Origin of the sequence: Xylanimonas ulmi (assembly GCF_004216535.1) — a bacterium.
Classification (GTDB): Bacteria; Actinomycetota; Actinomycetes; order Actinomycetales; family Cellulomonadaceae; genus Xylanimonas; species Xylanimonas ulmi.
Genome location: NZ_SGWX01000001.1, coordinates 1,742,742 through 1,764,141, shown reverse-complemented (window position 1 = coordinate 1,764,141; position 21,400 = coordinate 1,742,742). Strand labels below are relative to the sequence as shown.

Annotated in this window: 17 protein-coding genes and 2 pseudogenes; 10 read left to right on the top strand and 9 right to left on the bottom strand. The window is 73.9% G+C overall.

Going from position 1 to position 21,400, the window contains the following annotated elements; genetic code table 11:
- Window positions 1-3 precede the first annotated feature (3 nt).
- Window positions 4-4,926, bottom strand: a complete 4,923-nt coding sequence (locus EV386_RS08110; RefSeq protein WP_130413948.1) for an Lhr family helicase — start codon at window positions 4,924-4,926, stop codon at window positions 4-6.
- Between the two features lie 213 nt (window positions 4,927-5,139).
- Between EV386_RS08110 and EV386_RS08105 the strand changes: the two genes are divergently transcribed.
- From EV386_RS08105 to EV386_RS08095, 5 genes and pseudogenes are all read left to right on the top strand, one after another.
- Window positions 5,140-5,376, top strand: coding sequence for a DUF3046 domain-containing protein (locus EV386_RS08105; protein ID WP_130413946.1), 237 nt, complete (start codon window positions 5,140-5,142; stop codon window positions 5,374-5,376).
- Window positions 5,377-5,601: 225 nt separating this feature from the next.
- Window positions 5,602-6,453 (top strand): annotated as a pseudogene (recA, locus tag EV386_RS18835) (recombinase RecA); the annotation flags it as partial.
- Between the two features lie 60 nt (window positions 6,454-6,513).
- Window positions 6,514-7,065: pseudogene (locus EV386_RS18985) on the top strand (LAGLIDADG endonuclease); the annotation flags it as partial.
- Between the two features lie 48 nt (window positions 7,066-7,113).
- Entirely contained in the window at window positions 7,114-7,821 is a 708-nt protein-coding gene (locus EV386_RS18825; protein WP_341272832.1) for a hypothetical protein, read from the top strand.
- Between the two features lie 236 nt (window positions 7,822-8,057).
- Entirely contained in the window at window positions 8,058-8,591 is a 534-nt protein-coding gene (locus EV386_RS08095; protein ID WP_242607888.1) for a regulatory protein RecX, read from the top strand.
- A gap of 62 nt (window positions 8,592-8,653) precedes the next feature.
- Here EV386_RS08095 and EV386_RS08090 read toward each other — a convergent pair whose 3' ends face one another.
- From EV386_RS08090 to EV386_RS08075, 4 genes are all read right to left on the bottom strand, one after another.
- Window positions 8,654-9,541 (bottom strand): amino acid ABC transporter permease, encoded by an 888-nt coding sequence (locus EV386_RS08090; protein ID WP_130413940.1) that lies wholly within the window; start codon window positions 9,539-9,541, stop codon window positions 8,654-8,656.
- Window positions 9,542-9,587: 46 nt separating this feature from the next.
- Window positions 9,588-10,265: an amino acid ABC transporter permease gene (locus tag EV386_RS08085; RefSeq protein WP_130413938.1), complete on the bottom strand. Its 678-nt coding sequence runs from the start codon at window positions 10,263-10,265 to the stop codon at window positions 9,588-9,590.
- Window positions 10,266-10,352: 87 nt separating this feature from the next.
- On the bottom strand, window positions 10,353-11,210 hold the full coding sequence (locus EV386_RS08080) for a glutamate ABC transporter substrate-binding protein (RefSeq protein ID WP_130413936.1): 858 nt from the start codon (window positions 11,208-11,210) through the stop codon (window positions 10,353-10,355).
- A 53-nt stretch (window positions 11,211-11,263) separates the two neighbouring features.
- A complete protein-coding gene (locus tag EV386_RS08075) occupies window positions 11,264-11,992 on the bottom strand; it encodes an amino acid ABC transporter ATP-binding protein (protein WP_207216603.1) in 729 nt (242 codons plus the stop codon).
- Window positions 11,993-12,188: 196 nt separating this feature from the next.
- On the opposite strand from EV386_RS08075, the gene miaB reads away from it, so the two are divergent.
- Complete coding sequence (miaB, locus tag EV386_RS08070) at window positions 12,189-13,796, top strand: tRNA (N6-isopentenyl adenosine(37)-C2)-methylthiotransferase MiaB (RefSeq protein WP_130413934.1); 1,608 nt, start codon at window positions 12,189-12,191, stop codon at window positions 13,794-13,796.
- A gap of 6 nt (window positions 13,797-13,802) precedes the next feature.
- On the opposite strand, the gene EV386_RS08065 is transcribed toward miaB, so the two are convergent.
- Complete coding sequence (locus tag EV386_RS08065; protein WP_130413932.1) at window positions 13,803-14,324, bottom strand: type III secretion system chaperone family protein; 522 nt, start codon at window positions 14,322-14,324, stop codon at window positions 13,803-13,805.
- Window positions 14,321-14,965, bottom strand: a complete 645-nt coding sequence (locus EV386_RS08060; RefSeq protein WP_242607887.1) for a YbjN domain-containing protein — start codon at window positions 14,963-14,965, stop codon at window positions 14,321-14,323. Before EV386_RS08060 ends, EV386_RS08065 begins: the two co-directional genes overlap by 4 nt.
- Window positions 14,966-15,053: 88 nt before the next feature.
- Here EV386_RS08060 and EV386_RS08055 point away from each other — a divergent pair, with 88 nt between their 5' ends.
- The 3 genes from EV386_RS08055 to dapF all read left to right on the top strand — a co-directional run bounded on the left by EV386_RS08055 (window position 15,054) and on the right by dapF (window position 17,708).
- Window positions 15,054-15,668 (top strand): hypothetical protein, encoded by a 615-nt coding sequence (locus EV386_RS08055; RefSeq protein ID WP_130413930.1) that lies wholly within the window; start codon window positions 15,054-15,056, stop codon window positions 15,666-15,668.
- A gap of 76 nt (window positions 15,669-15,744) precedes the next feature.
- Complete coding sequence (gene miaA / locus EV386_RS08050; protein WP_130413928.1) at window positions 15,745-16,728, top strand: tRNA (adenosine(37)-N6)-dimethylallyltransferase MiaA; 984 nt, start codon at window positions 15,745-15,747, stop codon at window positions 16,726-16,728.
- Entirely contained in the window at window positions 16,725-17,708 is a 984-nt protein-coding gene (gene dapF / locus EV386_RS08045) for a diaminopimelate epimerase (RefSeq protein WP_130413926.1), read from the top strand. The genes miaA and dapF overlap by 4 nt, the downstream gene beginning before the upstream one ends.
- Window positions 17,709-17,747: 39 nt before the next feature.
- On the opposite strand, the gene EV386_RS08040 is transcribed toward dapF, so the two are convergent.
- Window positions 17,748-18,398 (bottom strand): class I SAM-dependent methyltransferase, encoded by a 651-nt coding sequence (locus EV386_RS08040; RefSeq protein WP_242607886.1) that lies wholly within the window; start codon window positions 18,396-18,398, stop codon window positions 17,748-17,750.
- Window positions 18,399-18,581: 183 nt separating this feature from the next.
- On the opposite strand from EV386_RS08040, the gene hflX reads away from it, so the two are divergent.
- Window positions 18,582-20,135, top strand: coding sequence for a GTPase HflX (gene hflX / locus EV386_RS08035; protein ID WP_130413924.1), 1,554 nt, complete (start codon window positions 18,582-18,584; stop codon window positions 20,133-20,135).
- A 17-nt stretch (window positions 20,136-20,152) separates the two neighbouring features.
- Here the strand turns inward: hflX and EV386_RS08030 are convergent, their stop codons facing one another.
- The gene (locus EV386_RS08030) at window positions 20,153-21,280 is read right to left on the bottom strand and encodes an acyltransferase family protein (protein WP_165399876.1); all 1,128 of its coding nucleotides are present in this window, start codon (window positions 21,278-21,280) and stop codon (window positions 20,153-20,155) included.
- Window positions 21,281-21,400 lie beyond the last annotated feature (120 nt).

Here is a 21,400-nt window from a genome sequence, read left to right as displayed (position 1 = left end):
CGGTCACCCGCCCGCGACGCGCAGGCCGCGCGGCGTCACCGCGAAGCCCGCGTCGAGCAGCGCGGCCGCCACCGCAGTGCGCTCGCGGGCGGCGGCGAGGGCCGCGACGCCGTCGACCCGCTGGACGAGGAGGCGGCCCAGCGATCCCGCCCGCGCCGCGCGGGCAAGCTCGCGCGCGGCGGCGTCGGCGATCGCCGGCTGGTCTGCCGCGGCGCGCCCGTCCAGCGCGAACGACAGCACCGTGCGTCCGCCCCGCTCGACGTACAGGACGAGATCGCCGTCGACGAGCACGACCACGGCGCCCGCCTTGCGTCCGGGCCGGTGCGCCCCCGCGCCGTCGAGCGGCGCGGGGCCCGGCGGCCACGCGAGCGCCGCGCCGTACGGGTTGGCGGGATCGGTCGCGGCGAGCAGGAGCGCGCTGTGCGGCGTCGGCCCGGGCCGGGCGGGCGCCTCGTCGTCGGCCTCCCGGGCGCGCACCCGATCCGCGGCGTCCACACGCAGTTGGTCGACCGCCCCGGGCAACGCGAACTGCGACCCGCCGAGCCCCTCGACGAAGTACCCGCGCCGCACCGCGCCGCGCTCCTCCAACTCGCGCAGCACCCGGTACACGTCCCGGAACGCGCGCGTGGCCCCCTCCGACGGCGCGACCGCGCGCGTCAGCACGCCGTGACGCTCCAGCAGCACCTGCGTCAGGGCGTGCGCGCGCAGCGTGGGGTCGCGCTCGACGGTCGGCAGCGCCGCCCACCGGCCTCCACCCGAGCGCACCGTCGCGGCCGCCGAGAGCGCCGAGGCCGGGCGGCCGAGCGCGCCGAAGCGCGAGTGGCGCACCGGGCGGGCCCTGGCCGGGGCGCGCGGCGCCCGGTGCGCGCCGCCCCCGCCCACCCCGACGGCCTCACGCAGCGGTCCGAGGCCGTCGTTGGTGACCCACCCGGCCCACACCAGGTCCCACAGCGCCTCGAGCGTCGCGCCGGTCGACGCGCCCGCGAGGTCGGCCAGGCGCGGCAGGAAGTACCCGCCCGAGCCCGTGAGCAGGTCGAGCACCGCGCGGTGCAGGTCGGTGTCGAGCGGGCCACCCTCCTCGACCGGGTCGGGTGGCCGCAGCGTGAGCGGGGCGCCGTCGGCGAGATGCAGCGACACCATGCCGTCGCCGCCGCCCGAGCCGGGCAGCCGCGCGTGGCCGCACCACAACACCTCGCCCGCCGTCGTGAGGTCGTCGAGCAGCGAGGGCGAGTAGTCGGGCACCCGAGTGGGCAGCACGAGGGTCTCCAGGGCGCTCGCGGGCACGGCGGCGCCGGCGAGCTGCTCGACGGCGCGCAGCACGCCGTCGGCCCCGCGCGCCGCCGCCCGGGACCCGACCTGCTGCCAGCGCGGCAGGAACACGCCCAGCGCCTGCGGCTCGACGGGCTCGACCTCGGCCCGCAGCGCCGCGAGCGAGCGGCGACGCAGCGTGCGCAGCACGTCGGGGTCGCACCACTCGTCGCCCGTGCCGCCCAGCGACGACGGTCGCAGTGCGCCGCGCACCACCGTGCCCGCCGCCTCCAGCCGGGCGAGGGCGTGCAGCACCACGGCGACGCCGAGTCCGAAGCGAGCGGCGACGTCGGCCGCGGCCACCGGGCCGTGCGTGCGCACATGGCGGCGCACCAGGTCACCCAGCGGGTCGGGGACCAGCTCGGTGTAGGCCTCGGGCACGCCGACCGGTAGCGCGACGCCCAGCGCGTCTCGCAGGCGCCCCGCGTCCTGCGCGACGGCCCACTGGTCGGCGCCCGCGAACCGCACCCGGATGACGCGCCGGTCACCTTCCAGCCCGGAGAGCCAGTCGGCGACCTGCCCGCGCGCCTGCGCGCGTGTGCGCGCCTCGAGCGCCGGAAGCGGGTGGGGGCCCGTGCGGCGCAGCACATCCCACAGCCCCTCGGCGTCGCGCGCCTGCCGGTCAGGCGCAAGGCCCTGCAACTCGGCCTCGGTGCGCTCGACGGCCGCGGGGTCGAGCAGGTCGGCGATCGCCGTCGCGCCCTGGTCTCCCAGGAGCTCGGCCAGCAGGTCGGGGTCGAGCGAGAGCGCGGCCGCGCGGCGCTCGGCGAGCGGCGCGTCGCCGTCGTACAGGAACTGCGCGGTGTAGCCGAACAGCAGCGACTGCGCGAAGGGCGACGGGCTCTGGGTCGCCACCTCGACCATGCGCACCCGCCCCGCCGCGATGTCGCCCATCAGCGCGCTGAGCGCCGCGACGTCGAAGTCGTCCTGCAGGCACTCGCGCGCCGCCTCGAGCGTGATCGGGAAGTCGGGGAACTGCGCGGCGACCTGGAGCAGCTGGGCGGCGCGCTGGCGCTGCTGCCACAGCGGCTGGCGCCGGTCGGGGCGGCGACGGGGCAGCAGCAGCGCGCGCGCGGCGGCCTCGCGGAACCGGGCCGCGAACAGCACCGACGAGCCGAGCTCGTCGCGCACCGCGCGCACGACGTCGTCGGGGTCGACGAGCAGGTCCTGCGCGGACACGAGCGGCGCGTCGCCGACCCCTGGTCCGCCCTGCTCGATGGCGCGGTCCCAGCCGCCGTCCCACCCGGCGTCGGCATCGGGCAGGCGCAGCACGATGCCGTCGTCGGAGTGCATCGCGGCCACGTCGAGTCCGTAGCGCTCGCGCAGCCGCCCGGCCAGGATCAGCGACCACGGCGCGTGCACGCGCGCCCCGAAGGGGGAGTGGACCACCACACGCCAGTCGCCGAGCTCGTCGCGGAATCGCTCGACGACGATGGTGCGGTCGTCGGCGACGGCGCCCGTCGCGGCGCGCTGTTCGGTGAGGTAGGCGGCGAGGTTGTCGGCGGCCCACGCGTCGAGCCCCGCCTCGCGCAGGCGCGCGCGGCCCGTGGCGCCGTCGTCGGAGAGCAGCGCGGCGGTGGTGCGCACGAACGCGCCCATGGCGCGCCCGAGCTCGACCGGGCGGCCCTGGGAGTCGCCCTTCCAGAACGGCAGGCGGCCCGGCAGGCCCGGCGCGGGGGTCACGAGCACGCGGTCGGGTGTGATGTCCTCGATGCGCCACGTCGAGGAGCCGAGCGTGAAGGTGTCGCCCACGCGAGACTCGTAGACCATCTCCTCGTCGAGCTCCCCGACGCGCTTGCCGCCGCGCTGCGCGCCGCCGGGTCCGGCCGCGCCGTCGGCGGCGTCGCCCGAGGCGAGGAAGACGCCGTACAGCCCGCGGTCGGGGATGGTGCCGCCGCTCGTGGCGGCCAGGCGCAGCGCGCCCGGGCGCGCCGACAGGCGGCCCGTCGCGCGATCCCACACGATGCGGGCGCGCAGCTCCGCGAAGTCCTCGCTGGGGTAGCGGCCCGCGAGCATGTCCAGCACCGCGTGCCACGTCGCGGCGCCCAGGTGGGCGTAGGGATGGGCGCGCCGGAAGGTCGCGAGCAGCTCGTCGGCGTCCCAGTCGTCGGTCGCGAGGGCGGCGACCACCTGCTGGGCGAGCACGTCGAGCGGTGTCGAGGGCACGCGCAACGGCTCGATCTCGCCGTCGCGCATGCGCTGGGCGACGACCGCGGCCGGCACCAGGTCGCCGCGGTGCGTCGGGAAGACGACGCCGTGCGACACGGCCCCGACCTGGTGGCCCGCCCGGCCGATGCGCTGCAGGCCGCTCGCGACCGACGGCGGCGCGCCGACCTGCACCACGAGGTCCACGGCGCCCATGTCGATGCCGAGCTCGAGCGAGCTCGTCGCGACGACGGCGGGCAGCCGGCCCTCCTTGAGCTCCGACTCGGTGCGGGTGCGCTCGACGCGGCTCATCGAGCCGTGGTGGGCGCGCGCGAGCACATCGCCGCCGGCGGGCAGCGCGGCCGCCGTCCCGGACTGGCCCGGCGCCTGCGCGGGCCAGGTGGCGGCCGGGTCGCCGATCAACTCGCCCCGCCGCTGGGCCCACAGCTCGTTCATGCGGCTGGTCAGGCGCTCGGCGCCGCGCCGGGAGTTGGTGAAGACCAGCGTCGAGCGGTGGGCGGCCACCAGGTCGACGACGCGCTCCTCGACGTGCGGCCACACCGACGCCCGCCGCGGGGGAGAGGTCGCCTCGCCCGACAGGTCGGGCGCCGGGGGCGCGGCGGCGCCCAGCGCGCCGAGCGCGGCGCCCGCCCCCGCTTGGGTGGCGTCTCGCGCGGCGCCTGCGGCGTCGGCGACGGCGTCGAGGTCGGCGAGGTCGGGCACCGGAACGACGACGTCGATGTCCCACTCCTTGGCCGCGGGCGGCTGCACGACGACGACCTGGCGGCCGCCGTCGTCGGGCGAGCGGTGGCCGGCGAGGAACCCGGCGACCTCCTCGACCGGCCGGACGGTCGCCGACAGGCCCACGCGCTGCGCGGGCGCGGCGCCCGCGCCGACCAGGAGCGCGTCGAGCCGTTCGAGGCTCAGCGCGAGGTGCGCGCCGCGCTTGGCGCCCGCCACCGCGTGGATCTCGTCGAGGATCACCGTCTCGACACCCAGGAGCCCCGCGCGCGCCTGGGAGGTGAGCACGAGGAACAGCGACTCGGGCGTCGTGACCAGCACGTCGGGCGGGCGGGTCGCGAAAGCCCGGCGCTCGGAGGTGGGAGTGTCGCCCGTGCGCATGCCGACGACGACCTCGGGCGTCTCGGCGCCCGCCCGGGCGGCGGCCTGGCGGATGCCGGTGAGGGGGGAGCGCAGGTTGCGCTGCACATCGGCCGCCAGCGCCTTGAGCGGCGAGACGTACAGCACGCGGCAGCGTCGGGCCCGCTCGGGGACCGGCTCATGGTGCAGACGGTCGATCGCCCAGAGGAACGCCGCGAGCGTCTTGCCCGAGCCCGTCGGCGCGACGACGAGGGTGTGCCGGCCCTGGCCGATGGCGTCCCAGGCGCCCGCCTGCGCCGCCGTCGGGCCCTCGAACGCGCCCGAGAACCACGCGCGGGTCGCGGGTCCGAAGCCGTCGAGGGGAGTGGCCACCCGACCATTGTGTCCCGCCCCGCCGACACACCCCCGGTGGTTGAGCCTGTCGAAACCCCCCGCCCCCCGCCCGCCCCGACCCCCCGGCTGGTTGAGCCTGTCGAAACCACCCCCGCCGCCCGCCCGCCCCGACCTCCCGGGTGGTTGAGCCTGTCGAAACCACCCGTCGCCCGCCCCGCCCGTGGAGACCCTGCGGGATGGCACGCTAGTCCCGTGCGCCTGCGTGAGTTCTGGCAGTTGGTCGACGAGGTCTTCGGACCCGCCTACGGGCGCGCGCTCGCGCGCGAGCAGGTGCTGGTCGACCTCGGGGGCCGGACGCCCGTGGAGGCGCTCGACGCCGGCCTGCAGCCGCGCGACGTCTGGCACGCGCTGTGCGACGCGCTCGACGTGCCCGACGCCGAGCGCTGGGGCAAGCACCCCGGACGACAGGCGCCGCCGCGCAGCCGGTGACCTCGCGGCGTGACCCCGCGTGGACGACACACCGGCGTGTCGCCACCATCGAACAGATGTTCGGCTAGAGTCGGTCCACAGGCACGGATTCCGGAACCTTGTCGACAGGTGAGGGCCGGAGAAGGCGTCCGTGTCGGTGGCTGCGCCTACGGTCTGGCACCGATGAGCATGCAGACACGTAAGCCGGCGCGCACACGCCGCGCCCCGAACACGAAGGTGACCGACATGCCCGCACCGGCAGACCGTGACAAGGCCCTTGAGGCCGCGCTCGCCCAGATCGACCGCAGCTTCGGCAAGGGCTCGGTCATGCGGCTCGGCGACGAGTCCCGCGCCCCCGTCGAGGTGATCCCCACCGGCTCGATCGCACTCGACGTCGCACTCGGCATCGGGGGCCTGCCACGTGGCCGCGTCGTCGAGATCTACGGCCCGGAGTCCTCGGGCAAGACGACGGTGGCGCTGCACGCGGTCGCCAGCGCGCAGCGCGCGGGCGGCATCGCGGCGTTCATCGACGCCGAGCACGCCCTGGACCCGGAGTACGCCAAGAAGCTCGGCGTCGACACCGACGCGCTGCTGGTCTCCCAGCCCGACACGGGGGAGCAGGCGCTCGAGATCGCGGACATGCTGATCCGCTCGGGCGCGCTCGACGTCATCGTCATCGACTCGGTCGCGGCGCTGGTGCCCAAGGCCGAGATCGAGGGCGAGATGGGCGACAGCCACGTGGGCCTCCAGGCCCGCCTGATGTCCCAGGCGCTGCGCAAGATCACCGGCGCGCTCAACTCCTCGGGCACGACCGCCATCTTCATCAACCAGCTGCGCGAGAAGATCGGCGTGTTCTTCGGGTGCTTCCACTACTCGACGCGCGTGGTCCTGGCTGACGGCACGACCGAGAAGATCGGCAAGATCGTCAACCAGAGGATGCCGGTCGACGTGCTGTCCTACGACCCCGAGACGGGTCAGGTCGTACCCCGCCGAGTCGTCAACTGGTTCGACAACGGTCCGACCGAGCGGTTCCTGCAGTTCACCGTCGAGAAGTCGGGCAAGAACGGGCGGGCGCAGTTCGCGGCCACCGAGAACCACCTCATCAGGACCCCCGGGGGCTGGCGCGAGGCGGGCGAGATCATCGCGGGCGACCGCGTGATGGTCGCGCAGGACGTGCTGCTATCCGACCAGCAGTGGCAGATGGTGCTGGGCGGTCTGCTGGGCGACGCGCACATCGCGCCCAACACGCGTGGTCGCCGCGGGGTCAGGTTCCGCATGGGCCATGGTCCGAAGCAGGTGGCCTACCTCGACTGGAAGGCCTCGATGTTCGGCAATGTCGGGCAGTCGCGGAGCGTGCGAGCGGACGGCTCTGTCCACATCGACCTCACGCCCCTGCCCGAGCTCGCGGAGCTGCGCGAGGTCGTCTACTTCGGTGACGGCAAGAAGCACATCACCGACGACTACCTCAAGGCGCTCACCCCGCTCGCCCTCGCAGTCTGGTACATGGACGACTTCTCGTTCCAGGTGCGCTCGAAGGGCCTACAGCAGCGCACCGCGGACGGCTCAGGACGCGCCGAGGTGTGCGTGGACGCGATGAGCCCCGGCTCACGCGAGCGCCTGGTCGGCTACCTGCGCGACACGCACGGCGTCGACTGCGCGTTGCGCCAGCGCGGCGCCGAGCAGCAGTGGGTCATTCAGCTCACGACGGCGGGTACGGCGCGACTGCAGGAGATCGTGGCGCCGTACATCCACCCGTCGATGCAGTACAAGGTGCTGCCGCGATTCCAGGGCGCGTTCGACGTGAGCCCCCAGTTCGTCGAGCCCCGGATGGTTCCGATGCCCGCCAAGGTGCTGGACGTCCATGTCAAGCCCCAGACGCGCGCGACGCACCGCTATGACATCGAGGTCGAGGGGAACCACAACTACCTCGTCGACGGTGTGATGGTGCACAACAGCCCGGAGACCACGACAGGTGGCAAGGCGCTCAAGTTCTACGCCTCCGTGCGGATGGACATCCGGCGGATCGAGACGCTCAAGGAGGGCACCGAGCCCGTCGGCAACCGCACGCGCGTCAAGGTCGTCAAGAACAAGATGGCGCCACCGTTCAAGCAGGCCGAGTTCGACATCCTCTACGGCGTGGGCATCTCGCGTGAGGGCGGCCTGATCGACATGGGCGTGGAGCACGGGCTGGTCCGCAAGTCGGGCTCGTGGTTCACCTACGAGGGCGACCAACTCGGCCAGGGCAAGGAGAACGCGCGCGGGTTCCTGCGCGACAACCCCGACCTCGCCAACGAGATCGAGAAGCGGATCAAGGAGAAGCTCGGCGTGGGCGCGAAGGTCGACGCCCCCGCCGACGACGCCGCGGCGGGCAAGGCGGCCGCCCCGACCGCCGCAGGCAAGGCCGCGGCCCCGGCCGCCGCGGCCGCGCCCGCCAGCGGCGCCAAGGGCAAGAAGGCGCCCTTCTGATGGTCGACGCCTCGCGGGAGTCCGGGGCGTTGGTCCCGGACCCGTGGGGCGGTCGCTCCCCGGCGCCCGCGGACGGCCCGGGAGCCGAGCGGGATGACGCGCACGGCGTGGGCGACGGCGGTCGCGGCGTGGGGAAGCGCCGCGGCCGCACGGGCCGCCGGTCCTGGCCGCGGGACGGGTCCGGGGGTGACCCGGGTGGTCGGGCTGGCGCGCGCGAGCGCGCCCCACGTAAAACCGTGGCCGAACGGCTTGAGATGGGCGAGGTCAGCGCTGACGAGGCGGCCGAGCTCGCGCGTGAGACTGTGCTGCGCATCCTCACGGCCGCGCCCAAGAGCCGCCGTGAGCTGGAGCAGTCGCTGGCCCGCAAGGGCTACCCCGAGCACGTCGTGGCGCCCGTGCTCGACCGGTTCGACGAGGTCGGGTTGGTCGACGACACCGGGTACGCGCAGATGGTCGTGCGCACTCGGCACGCCGAGCGCGGCCTGGCGCGGCGCGCCATCGCCGCGGAACTGCGCCGGCGGGGGATCGACGAGGACACGGCGGCCGACGCGCTGTCCCAGGTCGGGGACGACGACGAGCAGGCGCAGGCGCGGGCGCTCGCGGGCCGGCTCGTGGCCCGCTCGCGTGGGGCCGCTCGGGACGCGCGCGTGCGCCGGGCCGTCTCGGCGCTGGCCCGCAAGGGCTATGGCCCCGGCCTGGCCTTCGCGGTCGTCAAGGACGCGCTCGCCGCGGAGGGCGAGGAGACCGACGACCTGCCGGACACGCCGTAGGCCGTCGACCGTTCGACCTGGGGGCTGGGGCTCCTGCGACCGGGGTGCCGCCGGGCTGAGGTCTACGGCTCGTCGACGGCGCCGGCGCGAGTCACGACGATCCCCGGCCCGACACCCTGCCCCGCCTGAGGCTTGGCCGAGGTGCGGCTGGACAGACGCCGGGCGAGGCGCCCGGCGACGAAGGACAGCACGACGTTGAGCAGGATGAACAGCACGGCGATCACGAACAGCGCCTGGAGCGGGTTGCCGCCTCCCGAGGCGAGGATCTGCGCCGAGCGTAGGAGCTCCTTGTAGCCGATGAGCTGGCCGAGGGCGGAGTCCTTCAGGACGACCACGAGCTGGGAGATGACGGCGGGCAACATGGCGATGAGCGCTTGGGGGAGCTGGACTGAGCGCAAGGTCTGTCCGCGGGTGAGACCGAGCGAGAGTCCGGCCTCGGCCTGTCCGCGCGGCAGGTTCCCGACTCCGGCGCGCACCAGCTCCGCGATGACCGAGCCGTTGTAGAGGACCAGCGCGACGACGACGGCGGTGAAGGCCGAGTCGCTGATCACGGCCTTGAGGCCGATCCCGAACAGCGCGTTGAGGAACACCATCATCAGCAGCACGGGCACCGCGCGCAGGAACTCGACGATGATCGAGCACACCCAGCGCACGGGCCGCAGGGCCGAGAGCCGGCCGACGCCGAACAGCACGCCGAAGACGACCGCTCCGACGGTCGCGAAGGCGGCAGCGCGCAGCGTGTTCTGCAGGCCGGGCAGGTAGTAGAACTCCCAGGCCCGCGGATCGGTGGCGGTGCGCCAGAGCCCGGCGGCCAACTGACCCTTGCCCGACAGGACGACCAGGACCCAGGCGAGCAGGCCGAGCACGACGACGGCGCCCACGAGGTTGCCGATCGCCATCGCGCGGCGGCCGCGCGGGCCGGGGGCGTCGAACAGGACGGAGGCGCTCATCGTGTGCTCCCCGTGAGGTCGCGGATGGTGACGGGGCGGGGCGCGGTCATCGCCTGACCGCCAATCGGCTCGACAGCCACGTGGTGGCCAGGCCGATGGGGATGACCAGGATGACGAACCCGATCGCGAAGGTCAGGAAGACCTGCCAGCGGTAGTCGGCGTGGAACTCGATCATGGTCTTCATGACGCTCGACGTCTCGGTCGAGACGGAGGCGGCGGCCGCGACCGTCGAGTTCTTGAGCAGGGCGATCAGGGTGTTGCCGAGCGGGGCGATCGCGCCGCGGAACGCCTGGGGCAGCACGATGATCCGGGCGGCGGCGAGAAAGGGCAGCCCGATCGCGCGCGCGGCCTCGGCCTGCCCGACGGGCACGGTGTTGACGCCTGAGCGGATCGCCTCGCAGACGAACGCGGCGTGGTAGACCCCGAGCCCGATGACGGCGAACAGGAAGAAGTTCGTGGTGAAGTCGCGCGAGAGCGTGATGCTCAACTGTGTCCAGATCGCCAGGACCAGGAACGTCATGATGACCGTCAGCGGCGTGTTGCGGATGATGTTGACATACGCCTTGCCGGCCCACTGCAACGAGAGCAGGGGTGAGATCCGCATGATCGCCAGCACCGTGCCGATGCCGAGCGCGACCAGGGCGCCCCAGAAGGTCAATTGGATGTTGACCCAGAACGCGCCGAGCACGTCGTACTGCGAGAGCACGTCGAGGAATGGCGACATGCGGCTCCCTTCACGGAGTGGTCACGGCGGACCCGACCAGCGCGATCGCGGTCGGGTCCGCCGAGACGAGGGTCGAGCGAGGTCCGATCAGGCGCAGGCGTCCAGCGTCGGCGGGTTCTCGTCGGCGTTGGGCGTGTAGCCGGTGCCCTCGGTGTTCTTCTCGATGAACTGCTCCCAGGAGCCGTCGTCGAACATCTCCTGGACCGCCGCGTTGACCTTCTCGCAGGTGTCGGTCGAGCCCTTGGGCAGGCCGATGCCGTAGCGCTCGGTCGTGAACGGCGCGCCGACCACCTTGACCTTGCCCTTGTTGGCGTCGGTCGCGGCCAGGCCCGCGAGGATGATGTCGTCGGTCGTGACGGCGTCGACCTGGCCGGCCACGAGCGCGGTCACGCACTCGGCGTAGCCCGGGCGCTCCAGCAGGTTGACCCCGGCCGAGTAGGAGTCCTTGATCTTCTGCGCCGACGTCGAGCCGGTGACCGAGCACAGGTTCTTGCCCTCGAGCGCGTCGGGGCCCGTGATGTCGGTGTTGTCGGTGCCCACGAGCAGATCCTGGCCGGCGACGAAGTACGGTCCGGCGAAGTCGACGACCTTCTGGCGCTCCTCGGTGATCGAGTACGTCGCGAAGATCATGTCGACCTGCCCGGTCTGCAGCATCTGCTCACGCTGCGCCGACGGGGACTCGACCCACTGGATCTGGTCGGGCGAGTAGCCGAGCTTGCCGGCGACGTAGGTCGCGACGTCGACGTCGAAGCCGGTGTGGTCGGCGCCGTCCTGGTAGCCGAGGCCCGGCTGGTCGAACTTGACCCCGATCTTGATCGTGCCTGTTCCGGTGCCGTCGCCGGTCGGCTCGTTGGCCTCTCCGCCGGGCTCGGCGCTCGAACACGCGGCCAGGGTCAGGGCGGCGGAGGCCGCGAGGGCCAGCAGCCCGGTAGTGCGCTTGCGCATGGTGTCCCCTTCGTGTGGTGCGTCCGGTCGGGCCGTGTGGTGGCCCGCCCGTGTCAGTGGATGAGGATCTTCGAGAGGAAGTCCTTCGCCCGCTCCGACGTTGGGGCGGTGAAGAACGTGTCCGGGTCTGCCTCTTCGACGATCTGTCCGTCGGCCATGAAGACGACTCTGTCCGCCGCTTTGCGGGCAAAGCCCATCTCATGGGTCACGACGATCATCGTCATGCCCTCTTTGGCGAGCGCGACCATCGCGTCGAGCACCTCGTTGACCATCTCGGGGTCAAGCGCGCTCGTGGGCTCGTCGAAGAGCATGACCTTGGGATGCATGGCCAGCGCCCGGGCGATGGCCACACGTTGTTGCTGGCCGCCCGAGAGCTGCGCCGGCATCTTGCGCGCCTGGTCCTCGACGCCGACGCGTCGCAACAACGCGAGCGCCTCGTCGTCGGCGGCCTTGCGCGAGGAACGGCGCACCTTCCGCGGACCGAGGGTCACGTTGTCGAGCACCGTCTTGTGTGCGAACAGGTTGAACGACTGGAACACCATGCCCACGTCGGCGCGCAGCCGGGCCAGCCCCCTGCCCTCGGCCGGCAACGGTTTGCCGTCCACGCGGATCGCGCCCTCGTCGATGGTCTCCAGGCGGTTGATCGCTCGGCACAGTGTGGACTTGCCCGACCCGGAGGGGCCGACCACGACCAGAACTTCACCCTTGCGCACCGTGAGATTGATATCGCGCAGTACGTGCAGGTCGCCGAAGTGCTTGTTGACGCCTGTGAGCTCCACCAGTGCGGGTGCATCAATGTCCATCGTGTTCCGCCCCCGTTCGTGTGTTCGTCCAGCATCGCGGTCGCCGGGGTCGAGCAACAGCCCCGGACTTCCCTCTGCGGCTACAACTTGATCACAATATTCCGATTCGTCGGTTCATGACCTGCGCCGACGTCGGGTTTTCCCGACGTGGAGTCGGGACCGTACCCTAGTGGCGATGTCCTCCGCCACCCTTTCCCTGTCCGGCGTGCCCGCGGCGCGCACCTATGTCGTGCGCACCCTCGGGTGCCAGATGAACGTCCACGACTCCGAGCACATGGCCGGCATGCTCGAGCAGGCCGGCTATGTCCGCGCGTCCGCGCAGGACGACGCGGCGAACCTCGCCGACGTCGTCGTCATCAACACCTGCGCCGTGCGCGAGAACGCCGCGACGCGCCTGTACGGCAACCTCGGGCACCTGGCCGGCATCAAGGCGCAGCGGCCCGGCATGCAGATCGCCGTGGGCGGCTGCCTCGCCCAGAAGGACCGCGGTGAGATCGTCGCCAAGGCGCCGTACGTCGACGTCGTCTTCGGCACGCACAACCTGGACGCCCTGCCCGTGCTGCTCGAGCGTGCGCGGCACAACGCGGCCGCACAGGTGGAGATCGCCGAGTCGCTGCAGGTGTTCCCGTCCACGCTGCCCACGCGCCGTGAGTCGGTCTACGCGGGCTGGGTCTCCATCTCGGTGGGCTGCAACAACACCTGCACCTTCTGCATCGTGCCGCACCTGCGCGGCAAGGAGCGCGACCGGCGCCCCGGCGAGATCCTCGCCGAGGTCCAGGCGCTCGTCGACGCCGGCGCCGTGGAGGTCACGCTGCTGGGCCAGAACGTCAACTCCTACGGCGTCGAGTTCGGCGACCGCGGCGCGTTCGCCAAGCTGCTGCGCGCGTGCGGGCAGATCGAGGGCCTGGAGCGCGTGCGCTTCACCAGCCCGCACCCCGCCGCGTTCACCGACGACGTCATCGACGCGATGGCGCAGACCCCCAACGTCATGCCGTCGCTGCACATGCCGCTCCAATCGGGCTCGGACCGGATCCTGCGGGCCATGCGCCGCTCGTACCGCTCCGAGAGGTTCCTCGGCATCCTCGACCGTGTGCGCGCAGTCATGCCCGACGCGGCCATCACGACCGACCTGATCGTCGGGTTCCCGGGCGAGACCGAGGAGGACTTCGCGCAGACGCTGCGCGTGGTCGAGGCGTCGCGGTTCGCCTCGGCGTTCACCTTCCAGTACTCCCCGCGCCCCGGCACGCCCGCCGCGACCATGGACGCGCAGGTCCCCAAAGAGGTCGTGCAGGAGCGGTTCGAACGGCTGCTCGCGCTGCAGGAGCGCATCAGCGCCCAGGAGGCCGCGGCGCAGGTGGGCCGCACTCTTGAGGTGCTGGTGGTCGAGGGCTCGGGCAAGAAGGACGGCGCGACCGCGCGACTGTCCGGGCGCGCGCCCGACAACCGCCTGGTGCACGTCGCCCTGCCCGACGGCGTCACCGCGCCGGGCGCGCCGACCTCGCTCGCCGACCCGAGGCTGGCGCCCACGGCCGACCTCGACCCGCGCCTGCCGCGCCCGGGGGACATGGTGACCGCGGCGGTCACGCACGCCGCGCCGCACCACCTGATCGCCGACTCGGCGCTGGCGGGCGGCGCGTACGCGGTGCGCCGCACCCGCTCGGGTGACACGTGGGCGCAGCGCGAGCGCACGCGTCTGGGCGCCCCGGAGGAGGGCCACAGCCATGGCGCTCCCGCGCCGTCGGGCCCGGTCTCCCTCGGCATGCCGACGCTCCTGAGCCGCTGACCCTCGTCATGCCGCGTCGGGCGGCGCCAGCGCCGCGAGCGACCCGAAGAACTGCGACGCCGTCGCCAGCCCGCACGTGATCGTCGCGGCGAGCTGGTCGTCGGTCGCACCGTGCTCGAAGTCGACCGACACCTCGGCGTACAGCGCGAGGCCGTCGCCCTCCTCGCGCGCGTAGACCTTGGGCCAGATGCGCTCGCGGTTCCAGTCGTTGACCGCCTGGAGCACAGCGAGCCGTGTGGGCCGGGGCGCGGCGCCGGACCACCGCCCGCGGATCTGCAGGATCTCCTCGTGGTCGCCCAGCAGCAGGAACCAGAACCGGTTGCCGTCCCAGGTGCCCGTGACGTCGCCGTCGGAGTCGATCCGGAACCGGTAGCCGCGCCGGGTCAGGTCGTCGCCCACCCGCTGTGACGTCAGCGGCTCGGGCCGTTGGTCGGTGACCGGGTCGGCGGGTCGCGACGCCCCCGGGGAGCGCCCCGCGCGCGGCGCCAGTCCCCGGACCCGGTCGAGCCAGGTGCTGCGGCGGCTCATGGCGCCTCCTGCAGCGGGTCGGGGTACTCGGCGTCGAGGCTGTCGAAGAACATCGATCCGGTCATCAGCCCGCACTGCAGCAGTTGCTCGAGCTGGTCGTCAGTCACACCGTGCTCGACGTCCACCGTCGTCTCGGCGCACACGACGACGCCGCCGTCGTCGCGCACGCGCGTGTACGTCTTGGGACAGATGTGGTCGGCGTTCCACGCGTTGCACACCTCCAGCAGCTCCTCCAGGCGCTCGATCGTCGCCTGGCGGTGCCACTGACCGCGCACCTGAAGCACCTCGTCGCGCTCCCCGAGCACCAGGAAGTAGAAGAGCCGGCCGTGCCACAGCCCGCCGAGGTCGCCGTCGGAGTCGGCGAAGTAGGAGAACCCGGAGCGCTCCAGCCACGCGACGACGCGGTCGTGCGACAGCGCCGTGGGCACGGGGCCCCGGTCGCCACGCGCAGGGCCAGACGTGCCGCGGGCGCCGGCCGCGACGCGAAGCAGCACGCTCTCGACGCGTTCGCGCAGCTCCTGTTCGTCGAGGTCGCTCGCCTCATCAGCGTCGTCGTGGCGGCGGACTGGCGTCCTGCCCTCGTCCCTTCCTGTCGGACGGTCGGCGGAGCCGCCGTCCCGGCGTGACCCGAAGAACCTCACCCCAACAACCCTACCGGGCACGGTCGCGGCGGTGGGAGGCGACGCCGGGCGACCACGCCGAACCACCCACCGGCGGTAGTGTCGGCGCGTGCCGAGCCTCGTCGTCGTCCCCGCCACGCCCCTGCTGGTGTGCGGTGCGTCAGGCGAGGGGGACGCCGTGCCCGGCCTGCGCGACGCCGTCCGCTCCGTCCTGGCCCGCGAGGTCGCCCAGGCGTGCGCCGTCGCCGTGCTCGCTCACGGCCCCGTGGCGCGGTCCGGGCGGCTGCGCCCGACGCTGGCCGGGGCCGGGATCGCGGACGCGCACGTGCCGCTCGCGCGATCGCTCGCGGGGTGCGCCGACGCCGCGTGGGACGGGTGGGCGTCGACCGGGGCGTCGATCGCCCTGTTCGCGCTGGCTGACGCGGGCCTCGCCCTCGCAGCGCGCGCGGTCGACGTGGTCGAGACGCCCGCGCAGGCGCCCGCCGCGACCGTGCGCGCCGCCGCCGACCGTCTGCTCGCCGCGCTGCGGGGATCGCCGTCGGCCGCGGCACGCGCCATGCCAGGCCTGATCGTGGTCGCGGACCAACCGTCGCCGGGGGTGGACGCGGTGCTGGCGCAGGTGACCGCACACGGACGCTGGTCGCACGAGGCGCGCGACGCGCCGGCCCGGCACGAGCACCTGCCGGGCTCCTACCGCGTGACCGTGCGCCGCCTGGTGACATGAGCGGCGGGCCCAACCGGACGGGTTCGACGACGCCGCTGCGCGCTGGCGGCGCCGTGCGGCGTCGTACGGTGGGCGCGTGATCGTCGCCGTCGTCGGCCCCACCGCCACCGGGAAGTCAGACCTCGCGCTCGACCTCGCGCAGGCCTTGAGCCTGCCGGGGGCGCCCGCCGAGATCGTCAACGCGGACGCCTACCAGCTGTACCGGGGCATGGACGTCGGCACCGCCAAGGTGCCGCCCGCGCAGCGGCGCGGCGTCGTCCACCACCAGCTCGACGTGCTCGACCCGCTTGAGGACGCCTCGGTCGCGCGGTACCAGGCCGAGGCCCGTGCCGACCTCGCCGCCATCGCCGCGCGCGGCGCTCGCGCCGTCGTCGTCGGCGGGTCCGGGCTGTACGTGCGCGCGCTGCTGGACCACATGGACTTCCCGGGCACCGACCCACGCGTGCGCGCCGAGCTCGAACAGCGCGCCGAGAGCGAGGGGCGCCTCGCCCTGCACGCCGAGCTCGCCCGCCACGACCCCGACGCCGCCGCGAGCATCGGGCCGCACAACACGCGGCGCATCGTGCGCGCGCTCGAGGTCATCGCGATCACCGGTCAGCCCTACACCGCCAACCTGCCGCGGCAGGAGTACGTGCGCCCCGCCGTGCAGATCGGCCTCGACTGTGACCGCGTCACGCTCGACGCGCGCGTCGCCTCGCGCGTCGAGCGCATGTGGGACCTCGGCCTGGTCGAGGAGGTGCGCGGCCTGGCGAGCCCCGCGCAGGGCGGGTGCGGGCACGGGCTGGGGACGACGGCGGCGCGCGCCGTCGGGTACGCCGAGGTGCTTGAGGCGCTCGCGGGCCGCACGAGCCGGGACGAGGCGCGCGCCGCGGTCACGGCGAACACGCGGCGCCTGGCCCGAAAACAGATGGGCTGGTTCGGCCGCGATCCGCGGGTGCGCTGGCTCGACGCGGCCGACCCCGACCTGCTCGCCCGGGCGCTCGACGTCGTCACGGCCGCTGACGCCGGCACGCTGCCCGAGCCGGGCGCGGCGCCCGTCCGCCGTAGTCTGGGGTCATGACGACCCAGGCCGACGCCGAGCCGACGACGCCGCCCGCGCAGCCCCGCACGCTGAGGTTCACCAAGGGCCACGGCACCCACAACGACTTCGTCCTGGTCGCCGACACGCGCGGCGACCTCGATCTGACCCCCGAGCAGGTGCGGCGGTTGACCGACCGCCGCGGCGGTGTCGGCGGGGACGGCGTGATCCGTTTGGCGCCCACGGCCGCCATCGCGCGGGCCGGCGAGTCCATCGCTGACGAGGTCCTCGCCCAGGAGCCGGGAGCGATCTGGTTCATGGACTACCGCAACGCCGACGGGTCCGTCGCGGAGATGTGCGGCAACGGCGTGCGCGTGTTCACGGCGTTCGCCGAGTCGCTCGGCCTGGCCCGCCTGGACGACGGCGGTGAGCTCGCGCTCGGCACCCGGGCCGGGGTCCGGCGTGTGCGCAAGGAGCAGGGGCCCGACGGCACGCCGTGGTACGCGGTCGACATGGGCGCGTGGCTGCTGCCGGGCGGCCCGGAGGCCGAGGCCGCCGGCGCCGACTCCGCGGTCGCCGTGCGCGGCTGGAGCGCGCCGCGCCCCGCGCTGTCGGTCGACCTCGGCAACCCGCACACCGTGGTGGCCCTGGCGTCTGTCGACGAGCTCGCGGGGCTCGACCTGACCGTCGCCCCGCAGGTCGCGCCGGCGCCGCCGCACGGCACCAACGTCGAACTGGTGGTGCCGCTCGGCGAGAGCGCCGCCGAGGATGGCGCGGTGGTCGGGCGCGTGCGCATGCGTGTGCACGAGCGCGGCGTCGGCGAGACACAGTCGTGCGGGACGGGAGCGGTCGCGGCCGCTCTCGCGGTGCGCACCTGGGCCGCCGCGGGTGGGCGCGAGCCGGTCGACACCTGGTTCGTCGAGGTGCCCGGCGGGCTGCTGCGCGTGCGCGCCCTGCCGGGCGGCCGCGCCGAGCTCGCGGGGCCCGCGCAGCTGGTCTTCACGGGCGAGACGCGCCCGTAGCGAGCCCGGCGCGCGGGGCCCGGTGCGCGCCCCGGCCGCTCAGCGCGTCACGCGCAGCACGCGGTAGCCCTTGGCGCTCGCGGCGCGCTCGACGCGCACGCCGAGGCTCTCGCCGAGCTCGGCCTCGATCCACCGCGCGAGCGAGTCCGCGCCGAGGTTGCGCTGCACCACAAGCCACGCCCCGTCGGCGTCGCCCGACGACGGCGCGAGCCGTGCGAGCCACGTGCGCAGCATGTCGTGCAGCACGTCCTTGCCGACGCGGATCGGCGGGTTGGACCAGATGGCGGTGAACGTGACGTCGTCGGGCACCCCGCCCGGCCCAGGCCGCGCGGTGCGTAGGTTCGCGAGCCCGAGGCGCTGCGCGTTGCGTCGCGTGAGGTCCAGGGCGCGCTCGCTCACGTCGACGGCCCACACGGTCGCCTCCGGGGACTCGGTCGCGAGGGTGAGCGCGAGCGGGCCCCACCCGCAGCCGAGGTCGAGCAGGCGCCCGGTCGAGGGGGGAGTGGGCGCCGCGCGCAGCAGCACCTGCGTGCCCAGGTCGACGCGGCCGGGGGAGAAGACGCCCGAGGCCACCTCGACCTCGACGTCGCGCCCCGCGAGGCGCACGGTCACGGTGCGCCGCTCGGCGGCCGTGGCGGGCCCACCCGTGAAGTAGTGCTCGGGAACGTCGGGCAGCTCGGCGTCGGTCACGGCGTGATCTTATGCGGCGGGCGCCGCGAGCCGCGGGCCGCGGGCCGCCTGGCGTCCTGCCCGCGCACCGCTGACGCGCCGCGATGTCGGGGGCGGAAATCCCCGGGACCGGGACGGCGTTGCGTGGGAGAATGACGTGTTCCACGCGCCCGGAAATGGCGCACCCCGCACGAGAGGCACATCTTGACCCACACCCCGCAGGACCCGACGGTCCCCGCCGCGGAGCACGATCACGACGCGAGCGCGGCCCCGCGCGACGCGCAGGCCATCGCGAACGACGTCGTGGCCCGGGTCCTGGCCAGGGCGGGCACGGCCCGCGCCGAGGGCGGCACGGTGCACGTGGCGCACGACGGCGAGCAGATCGACCTGGAGGAGCGCACCGCGCTGCGGCGGGTCGCCGGACTGTCGACCGAGCTTGAGGACGTCACCGAGGTCGAGTACCGCCAGCTGCGCCTGGAGAAGGTCGTGCTGATCGGCATGTACTCGGGTGGCGAGGCCGCCGCGGCCGAGGCCGAGGTCTCACTGCGCGAGCTCGCCGCGCTCGCCGAGACCGCGGGCTCGCAGGTGCTCGACGGCCTGCTGCAGCGGCGTCAGAAGCCCGACCCCGGCACCTACCTCGGCTCGGGCAAGGCGGCCGAGCTCGCCGCGCTCGTGCGCGACGTCGGGGCCGACACCGTCGTCGCCGACACCGAGCTCGCGCCCTCGCAGCGTCGCGCGCTCGAGGACATCGTCAAGGTCAAGGTCGTCGACCGCACCGCGTTGATCCTCGACATCTTCGCCCAGCACGCCAAGTCACGGGAGGGCAAGGCCCAGGTTGAGCTCGCCCAGCTCGAGTACCTGCTGCCGCGCCTGCGCGGCTGGGGCGACTCGATGTCCCGCCAGGCGGGCGGCCAGGTGGGCTCTGGGGGCGCCGGCATGGGCTCGCGCGGCCCCGGTGAGACCAAGATCGAGCTCGACCGCCGCCGCATCCGCAACCGCATGGCCAAGCTGCGCCGCGAGATCAAGGACATGGCGCCGTCGCGCGCGACCAAGCGGCTTGAGCGCAAGCGGCACGCGATCCCGAACGTCGCCATCGCGGGCTACACCAACGCGGGCAAGTCTTCGCTGCTCAACGCGCTGACCGACGCCGGCGTGCTCGTCGAGAACGCGCTGTTCGCCACCCTCGACCCCACCGTGCGCCGCGCCCGCACCGACGACGGGCGCGTGTACACGCTCGCCGACACCGTCGGATTCGTACGGCAGCTGCCCCACCAGCTCGTCGAGGCGTTCCGCTCGACGCTGGAGGAGGTGGGCGACGCCGCGCTCCTGCTGCACGTGGTCGACGCCTCGCACCCTGATCCCGAGGGCCAGATCGCCGCGGTGCGTGAGGTGCTCGCGGAGATCCCCGGCATCGACGAGGTGCCTGAGGTCGTGGTGCTCAACAAGGCGGACGTGGCGGACCCGGCCGTCGTCGGGCGTGTCCAGCGGCGCGAGCGGCGCACCGTCGTCGTCTCCGCGCACACGGGCGAGGGCGTCGCCGAACTGCGCGCGCTCATCGCCGCCGAGTTGCCGCGGCCCGACGTCGCCATCGACGTCGTCGTGCCGTACTCGCGCGGCGACCTGGTCAACCGCGTGCACCAGTCGGGCGAGATCGACCACGAGGAGCACCTGGCGACGGGCACGCTGCTGCGCGGACGCGTCGACGAGGCGCTCGCGGCCGAGCTGGAGCGCGCCCGGGTCGCGGCGACGACGGGCTGACGCGTCGCGCCACAGCCTCACACGGGCCGCGCCGACAACCTCGCCCTGTGCGGGCGCATCCGCATCACGCGCCTCTCGACGAACCGGTACGACAGTGCGGCGACGACGAGCGTGAGCGCCAGCTTGAGCGCCGTGGCCGTCGCGTCGAGCTGCAGGCTCACCGCTGCTGCGGGAACCAGCGTCCCGATGATGCCCGCGATGGGCGCGTGCCACAGGTAGACGCCGTAGGAGCGCTGCCCGACCCATACAAGAGGCCGCAGTGACATGACGCGGGACAGCGCCGTCGCCCGCGCCGCGGTCAGGGCGGCGATGATGGTCGCCGCGGCGACGCCGATGAGGCTCGAGCCGCCGTACAGGTAGAACGGCGCCGTGAGGGCGTCCGGGACCAGGACGAAGGCCCCCAGGAGCATGGCGCACGCGGCGGCGAGCCAGTCGGGCACGCGCAGCTGGCGCCGGGCCAGGACGAGCGCGAGCAGGCAGCCCAGCAGCAGTTGCTCGGCGCGGGTGTCGGCCGCGTAGTAGATCCGGTCGCGGGGCCACCCGGCGAGCGCGACACCGACGCGGTAGAGCACCGCGGCCGTGGTGATCGCCGCGGTGACGGCGAGCAGCCGAGTCCGGCCCACCCTCCGGAGCACCACGACGACGACGAGCGGCCAGAGTGCGTAGAAGTACTCCTCGACCGAGAGCGACCACGCGTGGAGCATCGACTCCAGGTGGACGCCCGAGGCGGCGATCGGCGAGGTCGCGTACCCGACCGCCGCCAGGACGCCCAGGAGGCTCTGTGTTCGCAGCGTTCCCTGGAAGAGCACGAGATACGCGACGCTCAGGACGACCGCGAGCAGGAGCAGCGCGGGCAGCAGGCGCCGCGCCCGGCGCAGATAGAAGCCGAGCAGCGACACCGAGCCCGTGCGTGCGTGCTCGCGCAGGAGCACACCGGTGATCAGGAAGCCGGAGAGCACGAAGAAGACGTCGACCCCGACGTAGCCGCCCGGGAACCACCGCGCCTCGGTGTGGAACAGGAAGACCGCGAGGACGGCGACGGTGCGGAGGCCGTCGAGCTGTGGCAGGTACCCGCCGTTCGTGGGCTCGGGTGCGGGGCGCACGTCGCCCCGGGTGTCCATGCCCTTCTCTCGGGTGTGGGTCACCGCAGCCCTCCGTCTCTCGTGGGCACGTCGCCTGGAGCCCTTGCATCGACCTGCCCGGGAGCGGCCGTTCGCTGGCGAGCGTAGAACGCCGACATGCGCTCGGGCAGCGTCAGGGGCCGC

What these genes read in the sequence shown, in the direction of transcription:
- dapF (WP_130413926.1), top strand. Translation starts at nt 16,725, where the DNA reads ATGACGACCCAGGCCGACGCCGAGCCGACGACGCCGCCCGCGCAGCCC.
- EV386_RS08080 (WP_130413936.1), bottom strand. Translation starts at nt 11,210, where the DNA reads ATGCGCAAGCGCACTACCGGGCTGCTGGCCCTCGCGGCCTCCGCCGCC.
- EV386_RS08085 (WP_130413938.1), bottom strand. Translation starts at nt 10,265, where the DNA reads ATGTCGCCATTCCTCGACGTGCTCTCGCAGTACGACGTGCTCGGCGCG.
- EV386_RS08090 (WP_130413940.1), bottom strand. Translation starts at nt 9,541, where the DNA reads ATGAGCGCCTCCGTCCTGTTCGACGCCCCCGGCCCGCGCGGCCGCCGC.
- miaB (WP_130413934.1), top strand. Translation starts at nt 12,189, where the DNA reads ATGTCCTCCGCCACCCTTTCCCTGTCCGGCGTGCCCGCGGCGCGCACC.
- EV386_RS18825 (WP_341272832.1), top strand. Translation starts at nt 7,114, where the DNA reads ATGCAGTACAAGGTGCTGCCGCGATTCCAGGGCGCGTTCGACGTGAGC.
- EV386_RS08065 (WP_130413932.1), bottom strand. Translation starts at nt 14,324, where the DNA reads ATGAGCCGCCGCAGCACCTGGCTCGACCGGGTCCGGGGACTGGCGCCG.